Source organism: Flavobacterium sp. (assembly GCF_027531905.1).
GTDB lineage: Bacteria > Bacteroidota > Bacteroidia > Flavobacteriales > Flavobacteriaceae > Flavobacterium.
In genome coordinates this window covers 24,409-47,936 of the sequence record NZ_JAPZSU010000031.1, presented here as the reverse complement: position 1 = coordinate 47,936, position 23,528 = coordinate 24,409, and the positions used below count along the sequence as shown (strand labels likewise).

At 34.1% G+C, this 23,528-nt stretch carries 18 protein-coding genes and 1 tRNA gene; 10 read left to right on the top strand and 9 right to left on the bottom strand.

The annotated features are described in order from the left end of the window. Positions 1-696 precede the first annotated feature (696 nt). The 3 genes from O9307_RS08965 to O9307_RS14725 are packed head-to-tail and all read left to right on the top strand — an operon-like array spanning position 697 to position 1,684. On the top strand, positions 697-1,284 hold the full coding sequence (locus O9307_RS08965) for a hypothetical protein (protein WP_298297969.1): 588 nt from the start codon (positions 697-699) through the stop codon (positions 1,282-1,284). A 2-nt stretch (positions 1,285-1,286) separates the two neighbouring features. Next, complete coding sequence (locus O9307_RS08960; protein ID WP_298297966.1) at positions 1,287-1,508, top strand: hypothetical protein; 222 nt, start codon at positions 1,287-1,289, stop codon at positions 1,506-1,508. Continuing rightward, the gene (locus O9307_RS14725) at positions 1,505-1,684 is read left to right on the top strand and encodes a KTSC domain-containing protein (RefSeq protein WP_366100318.1); all 180 of its coding nucleotides are present in this window, start codon (positions 1,505-1,507) and stop codon (positions 1,682-1,684) included. The genes O9307_RS08960 and O9307_RS14725 overlap by 4 nt, the downstream gene beginning before the upstream one ends. 91 nt (positions 1,685-1,775) lie before the next feature. Here O9307_RS14725 and O9307_RS08955 read toward each other — a convergent pair whose 3' ends face one another. The 5 genes from O9307_RS08955 to O9307_RS08935 all read right to left on the bottom strand — a co-directional run bounded on the left by O9307_RS08955 (position 1,776) and on the right by O9307_RS08935 (position 9,003). Then, the gene (locus O9307_RS08955; RefSeq protein WP_298297963.1) at positions 1,776-4,613 is read right to left on the bottom strand and encodes a type I restriction endonuclease subunit R; all 2,838 of its coding nucleotides are present in this window, start codon (positions 4,611-4,613) and stop codon (positions 1,776-1,778) included. Positions 4,614-4,622: 9 nt separating this feature from the next. Continuing rightward, positions 4,623-5,543, bottom strand: coding sequence for an Abi family protein (locus O9307_RS08950; protein WP_298297961.1), 921 nt, complete (start codon positions 5,541-5,543; stop codon positions 4,623-4,625). A 218-nt stretch (positions 5,544-5,761) separates the two neighbouring features. Then, a complete protein-coding gene (locus O9307_RS08945; RefSeq protein WP_298297958.1) occupies positions 5,762-6,982 on the bottom strand; it encodes a restriction endonuclease subunit S in 1,221 nt (406 codons plus the stop codon). 1 nt (position 6,983) lies between these two features. After that, complete coding sequence (locus O9307_RS08940; protein ID WP_298297955.1) at positions 6,984-8,576, bottom strand: type I restriction-modification system subunit M; 1,593 nt, start codon at positions 8,574-8,576, stop codon at positions 6,984-6,986. A 345-nt stretch (positions 8,577-8,921) separates the two neighbouring features. Then, positions 8,922-9,003: transfer RNA gene (locus tag O9307_RS08935), tRNA-Leu, on the bottom strand. Between the two features lie 107 nt (positions 9,004-9,110). On the opposite strand from O9307_RS08935, the gene O9307_RS08930 reads away from it, so the two are divergent. From O9307_RS08930 to O9307_RS08915, 4 genes are all read left to right on the top strand, one after another. After that, complete coding sequence (locus O9307_RS08930) at positions 9,111-10,499, top strand: dipeptidase (protein WP_298297952.1); 1,389 nt, start codon at positions 9,111-9,113, stop codon at positions 10,497-10,499. Between the two features lie 266 nt (positions 10,500-10,765). Next, entirely contained in the window at positions 10,766-11,197 is a 432-nt protein-coding gene (locus O9307_RS08925; protein WP_159687980.1) for a hypothetical protein, read from the top strand. A gap of 3 nt (positions 11,198-11,200) precedes the next feature. Next, the gene (locus tag O9307_RS08920; RefSeq protein ID WP_298297945.1) at positions 11,201-11,575 is read left to right on the top strand and encodes a BlaI/MecI/CopY family transcriptional regulator; all 375 of its coding nucleotides are present in this window, start codon (positions 11,201-11,203) and stop codon (positions 11,573-11,575) included. Then, positions 11,572-13,311 carry a M56 family metallopeptidase gene (locus O9307_RS08915; protein ID WP_298297943.1) on the top strand — a complete coding sequence of 580 codons (1,740 nt, stop codon included), beginning with the start codon at positions 11,572-11,574 and terminating at the stop codon, positions 13,309-13,311. Before O9307_RS08920 ends, O9307_RS08915 begins: the two co-directional genes overlap by 4 nt. Positions 13,312-13,541: 230 nt before the next feature. On the opposite strand, the gene O9307_RS08910 is transcribed toward O9307_RS08915, so the two are convergent. After that, the gene (locus O9307_RS08910) at positions 13,542-14,912 is read right to left on the bottom strand and encodes a saccharopine dehydrogenase C-terminal domain-containing protein (protein ID WP_298297940.1); all 1,371 of its coding nucleotides are present in this window, start codon (positions 14,910-14,912) and stop codon (positions 13,542-13,544) included. 152 nt (positions 14,913-15,064) lie between these two features. Here O9307_RS08910 and O9307_RS08905 point away from each other — a divergent pair, with 152 nt between their 5' ends. Together O9307_RS08905 and pckA are read left to right on the top strand one after the other, a co-directional pair. Continuing rightward, positions 15,065-15,460: a DUF423 domain-containing protein gene (locus O9307_RS08905; protein ID WP_298297937.1), complete on the top strand. Its 396-nt coding sequence runs from the start codon at positions 15,065-15,067 to the stop codon at positions 15,458-15,460. A gap of 71 nt (positions 15,461-15,531) precedes the next feature. Continuing rightward, the gene (pckA, locus tag O9307_RS08900) at positions 15,532-17,133 is read left to right on the top strand and encodes a phosphoenolpyruvate carboxykinase (ATP) (RefSeq protein ID WP_298297932.1); all 1,602 of its coding nucleotides are present in this window, start codon (positions 15,532-15,534) and stop codon (positions 17,131-17,133) included. Positions 17,134-17,223: 90 nt separating this feature from the next. Here the strand turns inward: pckA and O9307_RS08895 are convergent, their stop codons facing one another. The 3 genes from O9307_RS08895 to O9307_RS08885 all read right to left on the bottom strand — a co-directional run bounded on the left by O9307_RS08895 (position 17,224) and on the right by O9307_RS08885 (position 22,142). Next, positions 17,224-18,276, bottom strand: a complete 1,053-nt coding sequence (locus O9307_RS08895; RefSeq protein ID WP_298297929.1) for a phytase — start codon at positions 18,274-18,276, stop codon at positions 17,224-17,226. Further along, positions 18,273-19,262 (bottom strand): metallophosphoesterase, encoded by a 990-nt coding sequence (locus O9307_RS08890; RefSeq protein WP_298297927.1) that lies wholly within the window; start codon positions 19,260-19,262, stop codon positions 18,273-18,275. The genes O9307_RS08895 and O9307_RS08890 overlap by 4 nt, the downstream gene beginning before the upstream one ends. 66 nt (positions 19,263-19,328) lie before the next feature. Further along, entirely contained in the window at positions 19,329-22,142 is a 2,814-nt protein-coding gene (locus tag O9307_RS08885; RefSeq protein ID WP_298297924.1) for a TonB-dependent receptor, read from the bottom strand. Between the two features lie 270 nt (positions 22,143-22,412). Here O9307_RS08885 and O9307_RS08880 point away from each other — a divergent pair, with 270 nt between their 5' ends. Next, positions 22,413-23,513: a DUF4407 domain-containing protein gene (locus tag O9307_RS08880; protein WP_298297922.1), complete on the top strand. Its 1,101-nt coding sequence runs from the start codon at positions 22,413-22,415 to the stop codon at positions 23,511-23,513. Positions 23,514-23,528: the final 15 nt, after the last annotated feature.

Sequence of the window (23,528 nt, the reverse complement as noted above, 5' to 3'; positions counted from 1 at the left end):
GTCGTCTTTGTCAATCATAACTATGTAAATATATAAAAGGTTAAAAAGTTAAAAAGTTATTTCCGAAAATTTTTGAGCTTTTTGAATTAGCTCAAATTTTCAGAATAACTTTTCAACTTACACAGTTAGTGAGACACTACCAAAAAATTTGGACAAACTTATACGAACTACACCCCCCTGCCCTTTGGGAAACGACTTTCCATGAACCCCCATCGCCCGAAAAAATTGTATACCATCTCCAACACGAATCTGTCTACGAAGTTTTTACTTTACACAATCTTATTATTTTAATTTCGAACGGAAGAACACCATCATAAACTTCTCATATTGTAAATAGTTCTAGATTTTATGTTTTAACCAAATAAAACTACTTGTTTTCAAAATCTTCTAGTACAATAGTTTTTTAAAAGAAAATTAAAAATTAAAAGCAAGCACACTTCCAGTTACTTTTTCTCTAAGTCAATCTCCCTGACAAAGAAATCGGGTTGCTTTGGGTTCCTATCTTGATTTGTTGTTTGATTTTTGAATTATTAGACTCAAAAAAATGCGTGTGCATTATTATCTTTATTACATTTAAAGCATATAAGATTTTTAGTGTTTAATCGTAGATTCAAAATCATAAAAAATGCAGGATATAAATACGCAGTGGGCAGCTGATAATCTTACTTAGTTTTGTTAAATTTTGAAAAATAAAATATGAATAATACACTGAAACATTTAATTTTTTTGCCGGTAACTTCATTTTTATGGTATTATGTATGTGACGAAATTCCGTTTTATATATTAATTGGGCTGGCTTATATTCACTCATTGGATTGGTTTCCTTTTATTTTTTTAATTTTTACTTTGATAGGATTATTGACGGTAGTTTTTTCGTTGCCATCATTACTTAATAATTTTTTACTTAAAAAAGTTTATGGTTATAGTTGGTTGTCAGTAGGATTTCATGCAATAGCAAGTTTGTTAGGTATTTTAAGTTATCTGTACGTTTTATATAATACTGGATCAATTACATTTACGCAGTTTTGGGAGGTTTCAAAAATTAAAACTATATTGTTGATTTTCCCTGCTTTGGGATTAATTTCAAGTATGATTTCTGCATTGGTTATTAGTCCTTTAATTTCTAAATATGACATTTCAAGAAAACAAAATAGCAGTTTAAGATTTGATAACAATAATGAGGACCATATTTTGATAGATAAGGAGCTTACCGATCTAGAGGTTTTGGATTTATTAGCTAATTTGGATTTGGGAGATGATTTAGATGAAATTAATAAAAGATAAATATGAAAATAGAATTAGAAAGAATGCTGGAATTGATTAAAACTGTACTACTAGTTGTAATAGTAATTTTTTTATGTTTGAATTTTTATAATGGAGGTGCGGAGTCGAAATATGAAATTTACAGCAATGGCATGTTTCTTCTAAATAAAGATACTGGAGAAACTTATCAGCCTAAGGAAATTAATGGTACTGTTGAGTACGTAAAAATTAAAATTAAAGAATAGCAAGTTATTATCGCTGTGTTGTTTTTTTTGTTTTACTCACTAAACAAAAACAAAAAAACAACATTTATAGAAATGTTCCTCTGGAGGTTTGGCAAGAGTTTAAAAATGCAGATTCTCGTGGAGAGTTTTATAACCAAAACATGAAAGTTAGGTTTATTTTAGTTTTAGACAAATGATTCATAAATCTGATAGTTTATATTCTTGCTGAATACTTGCACTTAATTTTCTAATTTCTATAGATACCTTCACAATTTCTTACTGAGATTATTAATCATTAAAAAACGTGTCGATAAAATTTAGAAACTTACTCAAAATAGTATCTCCAACTTTTGCTCTTTGTAAAATAGAGGGTTGATTTTCCAGTACTTCCACTACTTCTTGTTTGGTAGGAATTCGTTGGGTAAATAAATAATCTTCGGTTAGTTTTTTTAGTTTATCCGCATTCAATTTTTCATCGGTTACAAACTGGTTAAAGGCTTTCTCTTGCTCTTCAATCATAAAAGTCGCATAACCCTCTTCAATAGACATATCATCTAGTGCCGGTAAGTTTTCTTCAATGAAACGTTCTATCAATTCTCGTTTGCTACGCAGTTTAACATCACCCGCCACAAGATCTAATATTTCCTTTTGTCTGCGTTCTTTTTCCGCTGGGTTTGTTGCCTTTAACTTGGCTAACAATCCTAAAATATAGGTTACTGTAATATCATCGCGATGAATCAATTCTAGTTCAAAATCGACTTCGTTAAGTATGGAGGTTTTTTCTTTTTTACCTTTATCTGATAACTCTAAGTATTTGGATTTATAATTTTCAAATTCTTGTTCACCTAAAGTAATATCATCAAATTTAAAATCTACAAATGAAGCAATTATGTTTTTTAACCTAATGATTTCACGAAATGCCTTTACAAATTCCAGTTCTTCATCTTCGGTATATAAATCATCAACTGATTCGAAAGTTGGGGTAATTGCTATTAAATTAGCATAGGCTTCATTAATTTCTTTAACGTAACTTTCGTATGGTTTTAAGATGATAATTTCTTTGGCCTTTTTATCTGAAAATAAAGCAATAGCATCATCAGTGGCTTTCTTCAGATTTCTAAAAACAACAATATTTCCTTGTGATTTTTTATCACCCAAAATTCTGTTGGTTCTAGAATATGCTTGAATTAAACCATGGTACTTTAAATTCTTATCTACAAACAAAGTATTCAAGGATTTGCTATCAAATCCCGTGAGAAACATATTAACCACAAACAAAATATCTACCTGTTTGGTACGTACTCGTTGTGCTATGTCTTTGTAATAATTATAAAAGGATTGACTGTCTTTTGTAGTCCAATTGGTTCCGTACGTTTGGTTGTAGGCAATAATGTATTCCTCTAATTTATCCCTCTTGTGATACGCATTGTAACTTTCTTTTGGTTCGGCTACTTCATTAAAGTCTTTTTCGTCATAATCTTCGGTGTCTGTAATCATACTATCATTGGCGCCAAAACTAAAAATGGTGGCAATATTCAAATTATGTTTGCCTTCTTGTTTTAATTTCAAGAACAAATCATAGTATTTAATCAACATTTCGACACTACTCACACAAAACATAGCCGTAAAGGTTTTGTTCTGTGTTTTTATTGGATGTTGCTGAATAATATAATTAGTAATTTTTTCGATACGATCATTGCTTTCTAACAATTCTTGGGTATCAATTGTTTCTACTTCAATGTCAATTTCGTTTTGAGAATTCTCACGTTCTTTGTATTTACCAACATACTCTACCGAAAAGCGCAATACATTTTCATCTTTTATCGCATCGGTAATAACGTAACTATGCAATTGTTCTCCAAACAAGCTTGCCGTGGTTTGGTTTTGCTTGTTTTTTGATAAGGCATTTTCGGCAAAAATGGGTGTACCGGTAAACCCAAACATTTGATAGTTTTCAAAATATTGGGTAATCTTTTTATGCGTGTCTCCAAATTGCGAGCGGTGACATTCATCAAAAATAAAAACTATCTTTTTATTTTTGAGATCATCCATTGTTTTAAGATGGTGTTCTCTGGTAATGGCATTGTATAATTTTTGAATCGTCGTAACAATCAACTTACTATTGCCATCTTTAAACTGACGTACTAAATTGGCCGTGTTATTAGTTGGGTCAATACAATCAGGTTTGAAGGCATTGAATTCTTTGGCGGTTTGGTAATCTAAATCTTGTCTGTCTACACAAAAAACTACTTTATCTACCTTAGGTAATTGTGATAAAATTTGGCTGGCTTTAAACGAAGTTAATGTTTTACCTGAACCTGTGGTGTGCCATACATAACCATTGTGATTGCTGTTTTTTACCTTGTCAATAATGCGTTCTACGGCATTAAATTGGTACGGACGTAATACCATCAACATTTTATCAGAATCGTGCAATACCGTATATTTCGTGATCATTTTAGACAAATGACATTTCTCTAAAAAGGTATTGGCAAAATCTTCTAGTTTAGAAATGCGTTTGTTGTTTTCGTCTGTCCAAAAAAAGGTTTGTTTATAATCTGGTTTTTTGTTTCCAAAATTGCTGAAGTATTTGGTATTTACTCCGTTACTGATTACAAATAACTGCACATAGTTGAATAGTCCAGTATTGGCTGAAAACGAATGTTTTTGGTAGCGGTTGATTTGGTTGTAGGCTTCTTTCAGTTCTAGGCCTGTCTTTTTCAATTCGATTTGCACCAAGGGCAAACCATTAATTAAAATGGTTACATCATAACGATTTTTATAGGTTCCTTCAACCGTGATTTGATTGGTTACTTGGTACTCATTCTGACACCAAAAATCCATATTTAAGAATTCCACATAAACCAGTTCGTTATTATCATTTTTGAAAGCAAACTTATCGCGAAGTAATAAAGCCTTTTCAAAAACATTGTTAGACTTGGTTAGATGGTTTAGAATTTGCTTAAAATCATTATCCGAAAACACTTTTTTATTGTGTTTTTCTAATTGCTTTTTAAGATTGACTAGTAAATCATTTTCATCCTTGATAGTTACTTTATCGTACCCATTAGCGGCTAACTGATTGACTAAATTTTGTTCTAAAATTAATTCGGATTGTGATGTCATAGTAAGTAATTAGTCTTTAATTTTCCACAAAGGTTCGTTTTGCCAATTGGGTTTCATCCCAAGCGCATTGGGATCCACATTGGGATATTTTTCAAATAAAAGTGTTAATTTTTGAGTAAATTCATTTTTGGGTATGATGGTATTTAAGATGTACTTCATTAAACACATGTGTACATACAACTTGCTAAACTCATGTTGTTTTGGGATATTTTCTTCATCAACAATCCAAGGATTTGGTGGTTTTGGTAATAATTTGACGGTACTTGGTAAATTTCTATTCCAAAGTCTTGAATGGTGCGCACAAAAATTACGAATTTGAGCAATAGACTGTAGCCAACTTGGCAAGAACGTATGATTTACAGCGCCAAATTCCTTAGCAATACTATCTTTCGATTTTACTGAATTTTTTAGATTACCATATAATTTTGATAAAGCACCAAAACTGGTTTGTTCTAGTGATTTCCATGCTGGAGGAAATCGGCCGTCATCTTTGTGCTTTTTTTTATGATTAGTTATGGCAACATCTTTAGTACGTTCGATTTCTCCTTCTAAACTGGACAATGTTTTAACCAATTCTTTAGAATTATCAAACAAATCAAAGTTTTGAAACCACCAAGGGTCAAACTCTAGAGATAGATAATAAATCAATTTAGTACGTAAACTTATTTCGATTTTTTCAATAACATCAAATAAAAGTAGGCGTAGTTCCGCATCAAAATTATATAATGCAATCACATCCATGAAATTACTATTGGGCTTAAAAATGTGATTTTCCTTATCTGATTGCATTACATACCAATACTCACCAAGCCTGTAATAACTGATGTTGATAAGGTACTTTCCGGCAATACGTGGATGCTTTATTTGTAAACCTCTTTCTTGTAGTTGGGCTACCTGTTGCTCAATTGTAAATGCTGGTTTATCAAACATAACAGGCTATTATAGAGGAGTTCGGAATAGCCATAAAAGCAAAAGACACACCCTGGGACGCTGTTCTAATGGGTAGCGTGGTGTGTACTGTTGTTGCAAAAGTATAACATATAAGTGAAATATTAAGCATAAATGACAAATTATTTAGAAAAAAATACATTTTTTTTTACAATTAGAAATAGCAGTATTACTTTTTTTATATCGATTTTTTATATTATTTACACAAACATTTGCTGCAACAATCCTTTTTTATATTCTTGAGTATCTTGTATTTGATTGGAAACTAATGCTATTTTTTCATCAATTGCCGAAAGGAAATTGGCGATTTTGGTTTGTTCATCAATTGAAGGTTTCAAAAGAAATGTGCTATAAACTATTTCACTGCTTATGTTCTGTACAACTCCTCCTGTTGATAAAGTGTTATATTGCTTTTGTAAATAGTCGGAATTTAATAATTGAATAAGAAACATTTTGTCAAAAACCTTTTCATATTCTCTTAAAACAAACCAACCATCATAAATACAACCTGATATATTCAAAATATAAGACTTTCCAAAACTCATTGAATTAGCCAAAATAATCTCTCCGACATCAACTTTACGCGAATGTTTTGCTCCTTCTGAAGTGATTTTTTCAGAAACATTATCAATTATATAATTTTCAATCCCTTTTGTATCTCCAATTTTAATCCAATTTACACCATTTTTAGAATTTGTAATATATCTAACAATTGGACGTGGTGAACTACCTCTATATAATTTAATATAATTTGAAAACTTCTTTTCCTCCCACTCCCCAAAATCCTCACCATTATCATCTTTAAACCTGATTTCTTGGTTGAAGATTTTTTGCATGATGCCTTTTTTGTATTCTTCTAAAAGTGCCTTTTTTTCTTTTAAAAGGTTTAGTTTATTGTCGACTGCAGAAAGGAAATTGGCTATTTTGGTTTGTTCTTCAAGTGATGGGACTTTGATCCCTAATGTTTTAATATCATTACTGGTAAAGCCCTTTATTGATGTTCCTTGCGAGAAATTGGAAAGAATATTTTTTTTGGAAATTAAATTATAACCTATGAAATAACTATTATCATCATAAACAATAATGTTCGTAAAATCTTGACTTGTACAAACTTCAACTTTATTAATTGCTAATTTACCAACACCAACTCTTGATACTAATAAAATACTATTTTTTGGGATTATTTTTGTTGCGCTTTCTTTTATAGCTTCTTTTGTTAAAAATCTTGACATTCTAATATCTTGAATTTCGTTATCAAAAATATCTGAACTTGATATCCAAGGAATATCACCTTTCCAAAAATCTTCGTTAGAAGTACTTGGTGTTCCACCACCAATAAAATTCCCAATGTCACCTAACTGCTTTAATTTCCAATTTTCATCGAACTCTGGAAATCTTAATTTTGGTGTTAGAAATTCCATATTAAAAAGGTGTTTTAATATTTAACTCTTTACAAAATGATGCAATTGTATTGTCAACGGCTGCCATTTTGCTATCAATGTCTTGTATTCTATCAGCTACTGCATTTACATCAATAGAAATAGCTTCTTCAAAAGTATTTACATAACGAGGAATATTTAAATTATAATCGTTGGCTTTTACTTCTTCAAGCGTTGCAATGTTGGAGTATTTATCTATTACAGTCCTATTCTGATAGGTTGTAATGATTTTTTCAATATCTGCTTCACGTAGTACATTTTGATTTTTTACTTTTTCAAAATCGTTACTGGCATCAATAAATAATATATTTTCTGGCGTTTCTTTGCATTTCTTCAACACCAAAATACAGGTTGGAATACTCGTGCCATAAAACAAGTTAGAAGGCAAGCCAATAATGGCATCAATGTAGTTGCAATCTTCAATTAAATACTTCCTGATATGTCCTTCGGCAGCGCCACGAAACAATACGCCATGCGGTGCAATACACGCCATGATACCGTTATCATCTAACTGATGCACCATGTGTTGAATGAAAGCAAAATCGGCCTTAGTTCCTGGTGCTAATCTTCCGTATTGCGAGAATCGCTCATCATTGGTAAAAATAGGATTGGCAGACCATTTTGCCGAGAATGGAGGATTGGCTACGATGGCATCAAACTTAAAATCTAAGTGTTGTGGTTTTTCGAGGGTGTCCTCGTTTTTTATATCGAACTTATGATAATTGACATCGTGCAAGATCATGTTCATTCGTGCCAAGTTGTAAGTCGTACGGTTTTGCTCTTGTCCGTAAAAATGTCCTACCTCCTCTACCTCTCTTGCCACACGAAGCAACAACGAACCCGATCCACAAGTTGGGTCATATACTGATTTTAACTTGCTTTTGCGGGTAGTCACAATCTTAGCCAAGATACTCGATACTTGTTGCGGTGTGTAAAACTCACCTGCTTTTTGTCCTGCACCAGCGGCAAATTGTGCAATTAAATATTCGTAAGCATCGCCCAAAACATCGCCTTCGGTATTATCAAGATCAAAATCAATTTCGTCCAGTGCTGTCAGGATTTTAACAATGACATCGTTACGGTCTTTGGTGGTGCGACCAATTTTAGTTGAGTTCAAATCGATATCATAGAATAGGTTGTCAAAATCGTCTTGACTCTCAGAACCCATAGTACTTTTTTCGATAGAATTCAACACATTGGCTAAGTCTTCTAGAATAAAAGTGCTTTGAATTTGCTCTTCATCATCTTGATTAATAACCTTTGCGTTTCCTTTTTTGGCTATGTTTGAGAACAGCTCAGAAGGTTTCAAGAAATAACCTAAGGCATCAACAGTGGCTTCTTTTAATGCTTCTAAAATTTCTTTTCCATCAGTACTGTTTTCGTCTATTTCACTAAATAGAATCCCATCCGTTTTTAGAAACTCATTTGCTTTTTTTTCTAACTTCTCAGAAAGGTATTTGTAAAAAATAAAACCTAATATGTAATCTTGAAATTGATTGGCTGATATTTTACCTCTTAAAATATTGGCAATAGCCCATAGTTGGGTTTCTAAGAGTTTCTTTTGTTCTTCTGACATTGTTGATTTTTTGTTTAAAGGTCTAAATGTAGTATTTAAAATTATTTATTTCAAGTCAAACTTAATTGCTTACTCTTTTGGGACCAAGAATTTACCAATAGGGGTACTTATTCAAAAAGAAGATATGAATGTAATCATGTCATTTTAAGAGTCATCTTTCACTTCTTCATTTTTGTTAGGTCAAAAAAATAAAAATGTTAAAAGAATTTACATGAATGCGACTATGCCGTAACCAAATCTTCATAGGAAGAAAACAAAATAAAAATGATTTTTTTATACGGTTGGGCAACGGTTGGGCAGATTTGAAAATAAAAAACCCTAACTATATGATAGTCAGGGTTTTTGTGCGGATAATAGGACTCGAACCTACACGCCTTGCGGCACCAGATCCTAAGTCTGGCACGTCTACCAATTTCGCCATATCCGCGTTTGTGGGTGCAAATATAAGCATAAGTTCGTATTTTCAAAGTAATATTTACAAAAATTTTCTATTCTATTTTTTGTACTTTTGAAAAGCTAAAATTAAACATCCAAATGGAAAATAGAAATAGTTACGTTCAGCAACATAAAGAACGCTTTATCAATGAATTAGTAGAATTATTAAAAATTCCTTCCGTAAGTGCCGACACCGCTTTCTCGCAAGATGTGTTAGATACTGCCGAAGCCGTAAAAATCAGTTTAGAAAAAGCAGGTTGCGATTTTGTTGAGATTTGTGAAACCGCAGGTTATCCGATTGTTTATGGCGAAAAAATCATCGACCCCAATTTACCAACAGTCTTGGTCTACGGGCACTATGATGTACAACCCGCTGATCCTATTGAATTATGGACCTCTCCTCCTTTCGAACCCGTAATCAAACCTACAGCTATTCATCCTGATGGCGCTATTTTTGCTCGTGGTGCTTGCGATGACAAAGGCCAAATGTACATGCATGTAAAGGCTTTTGAATACATGATTCAAAGCAATACCTTACCTTGTAATGTAAAATTCATGATTGAAGGCGAAGAAGAAGTAGGCAGCGTCAACTTAAAAACGTTTGTTGAAAACAACACTGAGAAATTAAAAAACGATGTGATTTTAATTTCGGATACGGGAATGATTTCTAATCAGCAACCATCCATCACCACAGGATTACGCGGATTGAGTTATGTAGAAGTTGAAGTGACTGGTCCTAACCGCGATTTACATTCTGGATTGTACGGTGGCGCAGTTGCCAACCCAATCAATGTTTTATCTAAAATGATTGCTTCGCTTCACGACGAAAACAATCACATCACCATTCCAGGTTTCTATGATAATGTAGAAGAATTATCCCTGGAAGAAAGAGCCGAAATGGGCAAAGCACCTTTTAGCTTAGAAAACTACAAAAAAGCATTAGATATCAATGATGTGTATGGCGAAACAGGCTACACAACAAATGAGCGTAATTCTATCCGTCCCACTCTAGATGTAAATGGAATCTGGGGAGGTTATACAGGAGAAGGCGCCAAAACAGTAATTGCCAGCAAAGCCTATGCGAAAATCTCGATGCGTTTAGTACCTAATCAAGATTGGGAAGTGATTACCGATTTGTTCACCAAACACTTTATAAGTATTGCTCCAGCTGGCGTGAGTGTTGTAGTAAAACCGCATCACGGTGGCCAAGGTTATGTGACTCCTATCGACAGCATTGGTTACCAAGCCGCCAACAAAGCCTATACGGAAACCTTTGGTGTTCCAGCCATTCCAGTTCGTTCCGGCGGAAGTATTCCTATCGTTGCATTATTCGAAAAAGAATTGAAAAGCAAAACCATCTTGATGGGATTCGGTTTAGACTCCGATGCGATTCATTCCCCTAACGAACATTTCGGAATTTTCAATTACCTCAAAGGAATCGAAACCATTCCACTTTTTTATAAATATTTTGTAGAGTTGAGTAAATAAATACTCTTTTCATACCAACATCCGCTCCTTCATACCTGATTGAGCGGATTCTTTTTTTTGGGCGTAACCCGCAGAAAAAGCGGGTCGGGTCATCCGCTATATCTTTTTGGGCCCTCGCCGAAAAAGCGAGTCCCCAAAAAGGATGCCGCTTCTACCCCTTACGCAAAACCGTTTCTAAACCACTCATTGCAAAAAAGTTAAACATTTTGTTGCACCTATTATTTTTTATTCTACATTTGTAGAACAATGTATTATTTTGTAGAGCAATGACAAAACCAATCTTACTATTTGTACTGTTTCTTTTATGTAGTTGCCAAGTACAACACATCAATCAAAAGAAAGACAAAAAAATGCACGGCAAATGGATTGAAGAATATACTTTAGACACGATTCGCTACAAATCTATTGGAAGGTACAAAGAAGGAGAGCCAGTCAAAAAATGGAAATATTATGCCAATGGTAAAATCATCAAAAAAGAAACCTATAAAAAAGAGTATTGCAAAGTGCGCTTTTACCACCCGAATGGAGCGCTTCAAGCCAAAGGAATTACACAGTTGATTGAAAAAGGGAAAGACATTCATTGGTTTTACTCCGGCCAATGGGAATATTTCGACACCAAGAAAGATTTAATCATCACCCGATTGTACGACAAAGGAGAACTTATCTCAGAAAAAGAAATAAAAAACACAAAACAATAAACCATGCAACAACTCACCAACGCCGAAGAACAAGTGATGCAGCATTTGTGGCAACTTGAAAAAGCCTTTATGAAAGGCCTACTCGAAGCCTACCCAGAACCAAAACCTGCTACAACAACGATTGCTACCTTATTAAAAAGAATGATTGACAAGCAGTTTGTAGCTTACAAAGAATATGGTAACTCTAGAGAATATTACCCATTGATTGACAAAAACGATTATTTCTCGAAACATGTCAATGGCCTAATTAGTAATTTCTTTAATAATTCAGCTTCTCAATTTGCTTCGTTTTTTACAAAAGAAACGAACCTTACCGCCAGAGAACTAGAGGAACTAAAAAAAATCATCGATAACGAAATCCAAAAAAAGAAATCATGATACAGTACTTGCTAACTTCAACTATCGCTGCCACTGTCCTATTGGTAGTGTATCAGCTTTTTCTAGAAAAGGAAAAAATGCACCGTTTCAATCGCTTTTACTTGTTGCTTAGTTTGCTTTTTTCGCTTCTAATTCCTTTCATTTCGATTGAAATTATTGAAGAAATCACGACTCCTACGACTGCTCCAATTCCGATGAGCTTTTCGGGAGGAACTATGGTAATTGCTGAAGAAACCAGCTATCTAGAACAAATAGTATGGGGCATTTACATCCTAGTAACTGCGATTCTAATATTTAGATTTACTCGAAATATTATCGCTTTTTATCAATTAAAAAAGAACAACGCAACCCTTTCGTTCCAAAACGCGACTTTAGTTTTACTAAAAGAAGCTGTGTTGCCGCATACCTTTATGAATACCATTTTCATTAATGAAGCGGAATACCAAGAACGCAAAATTGAAAAAGAATTGTTTGCACATGAAATGACCCATGTAAATCAAAAACACACGCTAGATGTTCTATTTGTAGAATTGATAAAAACTGTTTTTTGGTTTAATCCTTTGTTTTTGTTGTACAAAAAAGCAATACAACTCAATCATGAATTCCTAGCCGACGAAAAAGTGGTGCAATCGTACAAAAATATTCCATTTTATCAATCACTATTGTTATCCAAAGCGAGTTGCAACCCGCCTTTGTATCTAGCGAGTAATTTAAATTTTCAAGTCACTAAAAAACGCTTTCTTATGATGAGTCGAAATTCTTCAAAAAAGATAATACTTGGCAAGCAACTGGCGCTATTACCCATTTTTACGGCACTTTTCTGCTATTTCTGCATCGATAGTGTTGCACAAGTACAAGCAACAAAAGCAGCAAATACAAAATACACTACTGCTACAAGTAACGACAGAGATGCTTACTACGCAGGTGTTTCAGTTAATGTTATTGACAAAAAAAGAAATATCACCTTTTCCAAAAAGTATGAAGCACTAACCTTGGAAGAAAAGAATAGGTACCTACCATTTGCTCCCAAAAAATACTCAAAAAAAATCCCTACAAAGGCAGAATTTGAAGACTTCAAAAACAGTAAAAAATATGCCATCTGGATTGACGGTATTCACGCCAACAATAGTCATTTAGAGGTCTACTCACCAGACAAAATCGTATATTTTTCAGGAAGTTTTGTTCATAAAAATGCTAGAAGCAAAAAATTCCCTCAACCTTTTCAATATAGTTTCTATACAGAGGCCTATTATGAAAAAAACTTAAAGAATGCGCACAAAAAGTTTTCTGGGAAAAGCATTAACATTACCGTGCCTGAGCCAAAAAAAACGCCACAAATCCAAAAAAGCACACCAAAAGAAGAGCCACTTTCAAATCTTACACCAACAAAAGTAATTGAAAATGCTACTTCTGTACCAAATAATGACGTTTATACAGTAGCAGGTGTAACTGAACATCCAGATTTCCCAGGAGGAATGAAGAAGTTTTACCAATTTGTTGGAAATAACTTTCAAATCCCAACTGATTTTAAAGGAAACGGTAAAATATACATCAAATTCATAGTCGAAATAGACGGTAGCATTACAAACGAAGAAATTTTAAAAGATGTCGGATTTGGCACTGGTGAAGAGGCAATTCGCGTAATCAAACTTTCTCCAAAATGGATTCCCGCGAAAAAAGACGGTGTTCCCGTTCGAGTACAATATAGTTTGCCGATAACATTACTACAAGGTTGATTTTAAATTCTAAACCTAAAAAAAAAACAATGCTTCCTCTTAGCCCCGGGAGAAGCGGCATCCTTTTCCTTTTTTCTTTAAAAAGGAAAAGATATAGCGTATCACGGGACGATGCTTCCAAAAAAGCCTAATGCTGCTGCTACTACATAAAAAAACCGCTTCTCTTCAAGTACAAGTTTAGAGAAGCGGTTAACAAATAAACTCAAAAAAAATTAAAATTAAAAAGAAAACTAATTGAATACTTTATCTGGATTGTAGCCCATATATGGCATGGCTTGTTCATAAAAAACAACGCCGTATGATTCTAATTCTTTCAGGATGGGTTCGTAAACTTCTTTATGAATAGGAAGTTGAACCCCGCTAGTTTGTATTTTACCATTTAAAATTAACAATGCAGCCATTGCAACGGGAAGCCCAACTGTTTTTGCCATAGCCGTGTACATTTGGTCATCGCCAATACATACCATTTTGGAATCGATTTGAGAAGTTATCCCGTTTAATTCGTAACCAAATTTGTGGTACATCACAATCATATCTTTATCCTCTGGTTGTAAGGTCCAACTATCGGAAAGGATTTTTTCTAAAATTTGAGCGGGTGTCGCATTTTTTAAACCAACCTTCTTACTACGGCTGAATAAATCCAACTCCACTAGTTTATCCCACATAATATCGTCTTGGTCTATTTTGAGAATGTGTCGCATCTTTAGTTCAACCGAATCAGTAGGGTGATAAGGCAAAAAGGAATTCACAAACTGTCGATAGGTCATTGCTTCGGAGCCTTCCATTATATAACTATCATCGGTCATTCCTAATTGCACAAACATATTCCAAGCTTTAGAGAATCCTACTCTGCGAATAGTACCTCTATATAAGGTAAGCACATCATCTAAGCCATAAACCGAACGGTATTTTAAAGAATCACGATTAGAATAGGCTTCGAATCTGCCGTAGCCTTCGACTTCTAAAAACTCGGTTCTGCGAAATAAATTGCAATACGGTATGTATTTGTAAGCGCCTTCTTGAATGAATTTGGCTGCGCCACCTTGACCTGCTAACACCACATTTCTTGGTGCCCATGTAAATTTGTAATTCCAAATATTGTTATCTGATTCTGGAGCGACTAATCCACCACAAAAGGATTCGAACATTAGCATTTTTCCACCTTTCTCTTTGATCTCATCAATAACTTTCATCGCACTCATATGATCGATTCCAGGATCCAAACCGATTTCATTCATAAAAATGAGTCCTTTGGCTTTGGCTTCTGCATCCAAAGCTTGCATCGCTTCACTGATGTAAGAAGCCGTAACCATATGCTTTCGGAACAAAACACAATCTTTCGCTATTTCGATGTGCAAATGCGCTGGCAACATTGAAATAACGATTGAGGCTTTTTGAATGGCTTCTTGTCGTTGTTGTGTATTAAATATATCTAAAGCAATTGGGGTTGCATTAGGATGATTATTGGTCTTTTTATGAGCCAATTCAAATGATAAATCCCCAATAATGAGATGCAATTGCTCTTTTTCTGACTTCGCCAGTAAATATTGTATCAACGATGAAGCAGATCTTCCAGCTCCAATAATGAGTATTGTTCTCATAAAAACATAATTATTTAACACAAACATACTATTTTGTTGTATTTATAACAAACAGATTATGTTAAAACATCAAAATTTAAAAATAAAACAGAAATAACCCTTTTTGTTTGAAATGTAATAAATACTTTTGCAGTAGATTCTAAATAGGAACTATGAGCAAAAAAGTAATTTCGACTGCTACCCTTTTAGGAATGATAGCTATCATTTTAGGAGCCTTTGGTGCGCACGCCTTAAAAAAAGTACTTTCAACAGAAGAACTCGTTACCTTCGAAACGGGGGTACGCTATCAAATGTACCATGCATTGTTCCTCTTATTCATTGGCTTAAGTACTTCCCTGTCTGAAAAATCACAAAAAATCATTTATTATCTTACGGTTTCTGGAGTCTTTTTATTTTCAGGCTCCATCTATTTTTTAGCTACTAATTCTTTAACATCCTTTGATTTTAAGAAAATCGGCTTCATTACTCCTATCGGAGGAGTACTTCTTATTTCAGCTTGGGTTGTTTTATTATTTGACTTTTTAAAAAAGAATAAAAAGGAAAAATGATACCATAAATAGCTGCACCATAATAAAAATACACTTTTACATTGAAACAAATAAAAACCAAATACAATTTTATGGACACTAACACTCTTTTTACGAAAACGATTTCGTTAGAAAAATTAGGAATTGAGAATGCCAAAATTCAGTATCAATTAACTCCAGATGAATTACACGATTTAACTATTGCTTCGGGTCAAGGAATGGAAAACTCCACAGGAGCTTTAGCCATTAATACAGGGACATTTACAGGTCGCTCGCCTCAAGATCGTTTTATTGTAAAAGACAGTATCACCGAAGACAAAATATGGTGGGGAAAAGTAAATATCCCTTTCGAGCCAGCTGCTTTTGATGCTTTATACAAAAAAGTAACGGCTCACTTATCTAACAAAGAAGTTTTTGTAAGAGATGCTTATGTTTGTGCCGATGCTAATTACAAATTGAATGTTCGTGTAGTAACCGAAACACCTTGGGCAAACTTATTTTGCTACAATATGTTTTTACGACCAACTGAACAAGAATTAGAAAATTTCACTCCAGAATGGACGGTGGTTTGTGCTCCAAGTTTTGAAGCAGATCCAGCAGTTGATGGAACACGTCAGAGCAATTTTGCTATTTTAGATTTTACTAAAAAAATTGCACTTATCGGTGGTACAGGGTATACAGGTGAAATGAAAAAAGGAATTTTCTCTGCATTGAACTTTATCTTGCCTGTTTACAAAAATACGTTACCAATGCACTGTAGTGCCAATGTGGGTAAAAATGGAGATACTGCTATCTTCTTTGGTCTATCAGGAACAGGAAAAACAACCCTATCTGCCGATCCAGAAAGAAAACTAATTGGGGATGATGAACACGGTTGGACAAACGAAAACACTGTTTTCAACTTTGAAGGAGGTTGTTATGCCAAAGTAATCAATTTATCAGAAGAAAATGAACCAGATATCTTTAGAGCCATCACTAGAGGGGCTATTTTAGAGAATGTTGTCTTTAAAGCAGGAAGCAACGAAGTAGATTTTGATGATGTTTCTATTACACAAAACACTCGAGTAAGCTACCCAATTACACATATCGACAATATTCAACCAGGGTCTATTGGTAAAAATCCAAAGAATATTTTCTTTTTAACGGCTGATTCTTTTGGAATTATTCCTCCAATATCAAAACTTACTCCAGGTCAAGCGGCTTACCACTTTATATCTGGTTATACTGCAAAAGTAGCAGGAACAGAAGCTGGAGTAACAGAACCACAACCTAATTTTTCAGCTTGTTTTGGTGCACCATTTATGCCATTGCATCCTACAAAATATGCCGAAATGTTAAGCAAAAAAATGAAAGACGCTAATGTTACTGTATGGTTGATCAACACAGGATGGACAGGTGGTGCTTATGGAACAGGAAGCCGAATGAAATTAAAATACACTCGTGCTATGATTACTGCTGCATTGAATGGTGAATTGGATGCGGTTCCATTTGTAAATCACGACGTATTTGGAATTGCCATTCCACAAGAATGTCCAAATGTTCCAGCCGAAATCTTAAATCCAAGAAATACTTGGGAAGACAAAGCGCTATATGACGTAAAAGCGGTAGAACTAGCACAAAAATTCAAAGCGAACTTCGAGAAATTTGAAGAATTTGCCAACGAAGAAATTCTAGCTGGTGCTCCAAAAGCATAAAAATTACCAAAACCAAAATATAAACTAACCAAAACTAAAAAGAGCTGTTCTTCGCGGAACAGCTCTTTTTTTATTGTCAACTTCAGCTGGCTATTTTTTATGCTTATCAATAGCTTCTTGAATGATTTTCCAGTCATAAAAATGAAACGTCTTTCCGTTGCTCATGGCTACAAAAAGTCCTTTATCGAAAGGTTTCCCGAGATCAATAGCCGTAACATCGGCACCATCACATTCTATGGTAGAAGTTGGTATTTCTGCTAATAATCTATAACCGTTTGGATTACCATTACTTCCTTCTCTTGGATACACCATAAAAGAATTGGCCTGTTGATTAGAAACCAAAATGTATCCCGTAGTAGCAGAAAATTTATATATGGCCATTCCTTCATGATCCGATTTGAAATCTTTTTGTCCAAACAATGCTAGCTCTTGATTGTCATTTAATGAAGGGTCGGCTTTGTATTTTCGAATTCCAAATTGCTCGTCGCAGTAATAAACTGCTCCCAACTCGTTATCAACTGCAATGGCTTCGATTTCCTTTTTCCCGCTGTAAGCACCAAATTTACGTACCAAAGTAGCTTCTACTTTAGCATTCGAAGTTCCTTTCAATTCATATTGCCATAAATAAGAACCTGAAGGTCCCGATTTTCTACCTACAATGGCAAATACAGCTTTATCTGATGGACGTGTATAAATTGCAATTCCCATTGGGTCTCTTTCCAATTCCCCTTCAAAAACAGGAATACCACCGTTATCCAAAGGCTTCAAGTCGGGCAGGCTAAAAATGCGAATTTTATTCGTTTCGCGCTCTGTAGTTACTGCTATGTCAGTTAGTACACCATCGATTTGTAAACCGTAGGCAATATCCATATTATTAGGTCTCTTGATAGTTTCTGATTTTTTTATGATTTTGCCTTGTAAATTAAAAACATATAAACCACCATCAGTGTCTTTGTCTGTGCCAATAACAAGACTTTCTTTTGGGTTTGTTGGATGAATCCAAATGGCTGGATCATCGGTATCATGCAAAACGGTTTCGGTTACTACTGTTGGTTTTAGTCCATCTTTTCGCAAAGGAGCTAATGAACTCGAGCAAGATGTCACAAAAGCTGCAACCATTATCAAACTACTATATTTATTCATTTCTTACTTTTTTTATCAATATTCGTTTTAAAAATAACATTACCCTCAGCATCGACCACTTGTGCCAATAATTGGTCTTTGGTCACCGAAAAAGTCATAAAACCCGCTTTTTCAGCCCAAAATAAAGTTCCTTCACGAGTTCCAGAAGGTCTTACTTCGCAAGCGGCACCCGACAAAAACTGAGTAGTGTAACGATTTTTAGGCTTAATAATTTGCAAATCGTGCTCATGACCACAGAAATAAGCATCTACTTTATAAGTATCAAAAATAGTGGCAAATTTGTTTTCAAAACTTTTTGTCTCTTGACTGTCTTTTCTTTTGCCTCCACTATATAAGGGATGATGCCCTACGACTATTTTCCATTTAACCGCATCATCTTTCGTTTCCAACTCCTTAATTAGCCATTTCTTTTGTGCTGTGGTATCTTGTGCTATGAGATTATCATACATGTCCGTCCCTTTTTTATAATAGCTGTCTATAAATGGCGAAGTATCCATAACCAAAAGTAAAAGTTTATTACCATCTTCTAATTCAATCATCTTTTTGTAATAGGTTGAAGGCAGATGCCAACGTCTACTTATATTGGAATAATCAATTTGGGCTTTTAAACTGCCTCTGTAATCATGATTCCCCAAAGTAACATACCAATCGTTTTGCAAACTGTAATCCGTATAAACCGATTCAAAAGAAGCCATCCAAGAATAATCTTGCGTACTGCGAACACCATTGGGATAAAAATTATCTCCTACTGTAATCACAAATTTAGAATCGAGAGTCGCAGCTGCTTTTCCCATTTGGGTAGCTACTTCCTTTTGGTAAAACTGCCCATAGCGACCAAAATCTCCCATCAATAAAAAATTCAAGCTCTTAGCGGATGGTTGCAATTGAGACAAATAACCTCCTGTGTAGCCTGAAGGTTCTCTTTGGGAAGGAGTTTGTGCACAAAGTAATTGTACGACAAACAAACAAATAAATAAATTCTTCATGGAGTAAAATTAAAAAAACAAACAGGAAATACATCCTGTTTGTTTCACAACAAAAACAGACAACAATTACAAATCAAACTTCAAACCAAAATTATATCTAGCTTGATAGTATTCCATTTGCATTGTGCGAGAAGCTATACCTTGGTAATAGCGTAAAGGCTGATTCGTTAGGTTATTTGCTTCTGCAAATATTCTTAAGCGTTTGGTTATTTTATAAGATGCATTTGCATCTACAAATAATTGTTTATCATAGTATCGGTCTTCAAATTCATTGGCACCTAATTCATCTAAATAATCCGCAGCATAATTAAGCGAAACACGTGCAGAAAATCTTTTATTTTCCCATGACAAAGAACCATTAAACATATGAGGAGCAGTTCCCGGCAAACTTACATTTTTTCGTTCATCTCCACTTGAATTCGTAATTCCTTTAGCATCAGAAGCTGTAAAAGTATAATTCAAATAAACACCTAAGCCTTTAAAGAATTTCCCCGGAATGAAATCCAATTGCCTTTGTATCGCAATTTCAAATCCATAAACATTTACGTTTTCGCCATTTCTTTGTTGTGTTAATCCCCAATTTCCAGGATTAATAGCAGGAATTGGATTAGGTTGTCCTGGGAAATCGGCAGTAAAATCAGCATTTGTATATTGATTATTTCTATAAGTATAAATAAAGTTATTTAAGTTTTTATAAAAAACGCCACCTGACAATAACCCTACGTTTTTATAATATTTTTCGACCATTAGGTCAAAATTGTAAGCATACGTAGCTTTTAAGTTAGGATTACCCGCAAGAATTTCTGAATCATCAGCTGGAACAACACTTATAAATGGTGATAAATCATAATAATTAGGTCTCGCTAAAGAAGTAGTAAAGGCTGTTCTATACACCCAATCATTTTTGCCATTATATTTAAACGCTACACTAGGCAATATATTGGTATAAGAATTCGTGTTATTGATTTCTTTAAGCTTTTTCTCTTCATCTTCTACATAATTTGCGGTATAGTCAATAGCGGTGTTTTCAACACGTAATCCTGCAATCATAGATAAATTGGAAGTAAAATCCTGATCCCAACGAATGTAACCAGCATAGATATTTTCTTTAGCTTTATAATTTAAAGCCAAATATTCAGAAGGGATATCTTTTTTAGTAAACAATACGGAATTGTTCAAATCTAAAGCTCCTAAGAAGGAATTACTCACAAAAGTTCCTGGAACATATTTTGAACCCGCTTGGAAATTTTCACCATCGTAAGAACTAGATGAAATTACATTTAGGTTCCCAAGTGCAGTAATTGGCGTATATTCGAAAAACGTATTCTCTCTATTTTTGTCTTTAATTCTTGCTCTAACACCAAATCGAATACGTCCTTTTTGATCTTCAATCACTGATAAGGGTAATCTGAAATTTAATTTTGCTCCAAATTCAGATTCTTCTGTGTAATTATCGTTTTCTGAAAGCGTTCTGAACTTGAAATTTTCTGTTGCATTAGCTCCAAGAGATGAAAGTAATGGAAATCTAGTATCCACTAAATCTTGATTAATGTCTAATTTGGTATTTTGATATTCTACGTAACGTTCACCTGGTCTGTCCTCACTAGCCTTTGCATAATTAATAGCCCAATCCATATCTAAATTAGCGCTTAAAAGATGTTCTCCTCCAATGGCATAATTTTGAACAATTTGTCGTTCTAAACGTGCGTTTTTGTTATCTTGAATTCCACCTTTTGTTTGTCTTCGTACATCACCTTTGTAACCAATGATGTTATCATTAGCATCATACGTTGGTTTAATTCCACGGAATCTGGTACGGTAACGATTTTCAAAATCATCTCTGAAGTTATACATCGCATTAACGTATATTGAATTATTTTCGTTAAACTTATAATCCGTAGCTAACGAAAAGGAGTTTCGAATACGTTGCACATCATATTTTCTAACATCATATTCTTCCATATAAACTTGGTCTTTTTTTCCTTTCACCCAAACGCCTTCAACATTATCAGAACCAAAATTATTATTGTTATATGAGGCACTTAAAACCACACCTAATTTTTTATCTACAAAACGATTCCCTAAAATAAGACCAGCAGTGTAATTGCCCTTTTCTCGTATTGGACTATATCCACCTGCAAGTGTCGCAGATACTCTAGGTCCATTTGGTGTGGCACGAGTAATTAAGTTAACCGAACCTCCAATCGCATCAGCATCCATATCCGAGGTAAGCGTTTTATTGACTTCGATGGTCGAAATCATATCTGCAGGAATTAAATCCATTTGTACATTACGATTGTCACCTTCGGCAGAAGGAATTCGATCTCCATTCAACGTAACTGAGTTTAAAGAAGGAGCCAATCCTCTAATGATTATGTTTCGGGCTTCACCTTGGTCATTTTGCATCGTAATACCTGGTACTCTTTTTAAAGCATCTCCAACATTGGCATCTGGGAAACGACCTACTTGATCTGAAGAAATCACATTGGTAATATTTTGATTGGTTTTTTGCTTGTTCAATGCTTTGGATTGCCCTTTTAATCGATCCCCAACTACTACTTCATTTAATTCTGTACCAGTGGCTTTTAAATTAAACGTAACACTCACGTTTTTACCTCCTTCTACTTCTACATCCAAAGTTTTCAGCGCATATCCCATATATTTTACATGCAGAACATATTTTCCTGCATTTAAATTTAAAAACTCATAATTCCCTGTATAATCTGATACAGCATATTTATTGAATCCTTCTATTTGGATCAAAGCCCCAGGAAGTGGTAATTGATCATCAGCGTCTAATACTTTCCCCGAGATTACCCCTTTTTGGGCATGAGAGATTAGAAAAGTAAAAAAAAACAGCAACAGTAACTTTGTTTTCATATAAGTATTTAATGGTTAAAAAGCAAAACTAGTTAATTATATTTAACAGTATTTTACTTCTTTTTTATCAATTTGTTATGAATCTAGCCTATCTTCTACTATTCGTAACAAATCTGAAACCTCACCATAACAAAGTCGCAACATAAGCATAACATCTGAATAGCGAAAGCAAAAAACATTGATCATAACTAAAATAGAATCAATATTTTATCAGTAAAATGATTTTTTGGCGTTAAATTTGCACTCATCAATCAAAAAAATCAATCAATCATGTTACAAACTTTTTTTATTTTATGTTCTGGGGCAGACAAAAACCTGTTAGAAGGTTGCTCCCAAGGCGAAAAAACCAAATTTGTGGGTATTGGAGCCACCGTATTTTTTACTGCTGTAATGGCATTTTTGGCTAGTGCTTATGCTCTTTTTACGGTGTTCGATAGTGTTTATCCAGCTATTGCCTTTGGTTTGGTTTGGAGTTTACTAATCTTCAATTTGGATCGATTTATCGTTTCCACCATTAGAAAAAGAGATAATTTTAGCGCGGAATTTTTGCAAGCAACACCTAGAATTCTATTAGCTATTATCATTGCCATTGTTATTTCGAAACCTTTAGAAATTAAAATCTTCGAAAAAGAAATCAATACGGTCCTTTTGAAAGAAAAAAATGCGATGGCTTTGAAAAACAAAAAAGAAGTCGCCGATTATTTCAAAACTGATTTGGATAAAAACAAAGCCGAAGTAGAAAAATTAAAATTAGAGATTTCTACTAAAGAAAAAGAAGTCAACACCTTGTATGAAACTTACATCAAAGAAGCCGAAGGAACAGCTGGCACCAAAAAACTAGGTAAAGGTCCTGTCTTTAAAGAGAAAATTGCCAAACACGATTTGTCTAAAAAAGAACTCGATACTTTGCAAAAAAACAATCTGTCCAAAATTGCCGTACTTGAAAAAGAAAACAAAAAACTTCAAACCGATTTAGACAAAAAGGTATCTCAAACCCAACCCATAATTGATGGTTTTGATGGCCTAATGGCGAGAATCAATGCTTTGAATAGTTTGCCTTGGTTGCCTTCATTTTTCATTATGCTACTCTTTTTAGCTATAGAAACTTCACCTATTATTGCCAAATTATTGTCGCCAAAAGGCGAATATGATTATAAACTAGAAGATCTCGAAACAGCACTAAAAGCTACAATTGAACAAGATAAATACCAACGACAATTATTAGTACAAACCAGCGCTAGCATGCACGACAAAGTCTATGCTGATATTGCCGAGGACAAACAACTGTATGACTTACAACGTAAAAACGCAACAGATCTATTAGAATTACAATCGAATTCTTTTGTAGAAAAGCAAAAAAACACTTTATAAACCTATAGATTTCCA

Coding starts and splice junctions, on each gene's coding strand:
- O9307_RS08910 (WP_298297940.1), bottom strand. CDS start 14,912: ATGAGAACAATACTCATTATTGGAGCTGGAAGATCTGCTTCATCGTTG.
- O9307_RS08950 (WP_298297961.1), bottom strand. CDS start 5,543: ATGTTTGATAAACCAGCATTTACAATTGAGCAACAGGTAGCCCAACTA.
- O9307_RS08890 (WP_298297927.1), bottom strand. CDS start 19,262: ATGAAGAATTTATTTATTTGTTTGTTTGTCGTACAATTACTTTGTGCA.
- pckA (WP_298297932.1), top strand. CDS start 15,532: ATGGACACTAACACTCTTTTTACGAAAACGATTTCGTTAGAAAAATTA.
- O9307_RS08925 (WP_159687980.1), top strand. CDS start 10,766: ATGACAAAACCAATCTTACTATTTGTACTGTTTCTTTTATGTAGTTGC.
- O9307_RS08885 (WP_298297924.1), bottom strand. CDS start 22,142: ATGAAAACAAAGTTACTGTTGCTGTTTTTTTTTACTTTTCTAATCTCT.
- O9307_RS08945 (WP_298297958.1), bottom strand. CDS start 6,982: ATGGAATTTCTAACACCAAAATTAAGATTTCCAGAGTTCGATGAAAAT.
- O9307_RS08920 (WP_298297945.1), top strand. CDS start 11,201: ATGCAACAACTCACCAACGCCGAAGAACAAGTGATGCAGCATTTGTGG.
- O9307_RS08930 (WP_298297952.1), top strand. CDS start 9,111: ATGGAAAATAGAAATAGTTACGTTCAGCAACATAAAGAACGCTTTATC.
- O9307_RS08880 (WP_298297922.1), top strand. CDS start 22,413: ATGTTACAAACTTTTTTTATTTTATGTTCTGGGGCAGACAAAAACCTG.
- O9307_RS08960 (WP_298297966.1), top strand. CDS start 1,287: ATGAAAATAGAATTAGAAAGAATGCTGGAATTGATTAAAACTGTACTA.
- O9307_RS08895 (WP_298297929.1), bottom strand. CDS start 18,276: ATGAATAAATATAGTAGTTTGATAATGGTTGCAGCTTTTGTGACATCT.
- O9307_RS08905 (WP_298297937.1), top strand. CDS start 15,065: ATGAGCAAAAAAGTAATTTCGACTGCTACCCTTTTAGGAATGATAGCT.
- O9307_RS08940 (WP_298297955.1), bottom strand. CDS start 8,576: ATGTCAGAAGAACAAAAGAAACTCTTAGAAACCCAACTATGGGCTATT.
- O9307_RS08915 (WP_298297943.1), top strand. CDS start 11,572: ATGATACAGTACTTGCTAACTTCAACTATCGCTGCCACTGTCCTATTG.
- O9307_RS08955 (WP_298297963.1), bottom strand. CDS start 4,613: ATGACATCACAATCCGAATTAATTTTAGAACAAAATTTAGTCAATCAG.
- O9307_RS08965 (WP_298297969.1), top strand. CDS start 697: ATGAATAATACACTGAAACATTTAATTTTTTTGCCGGTAACTTCATTT.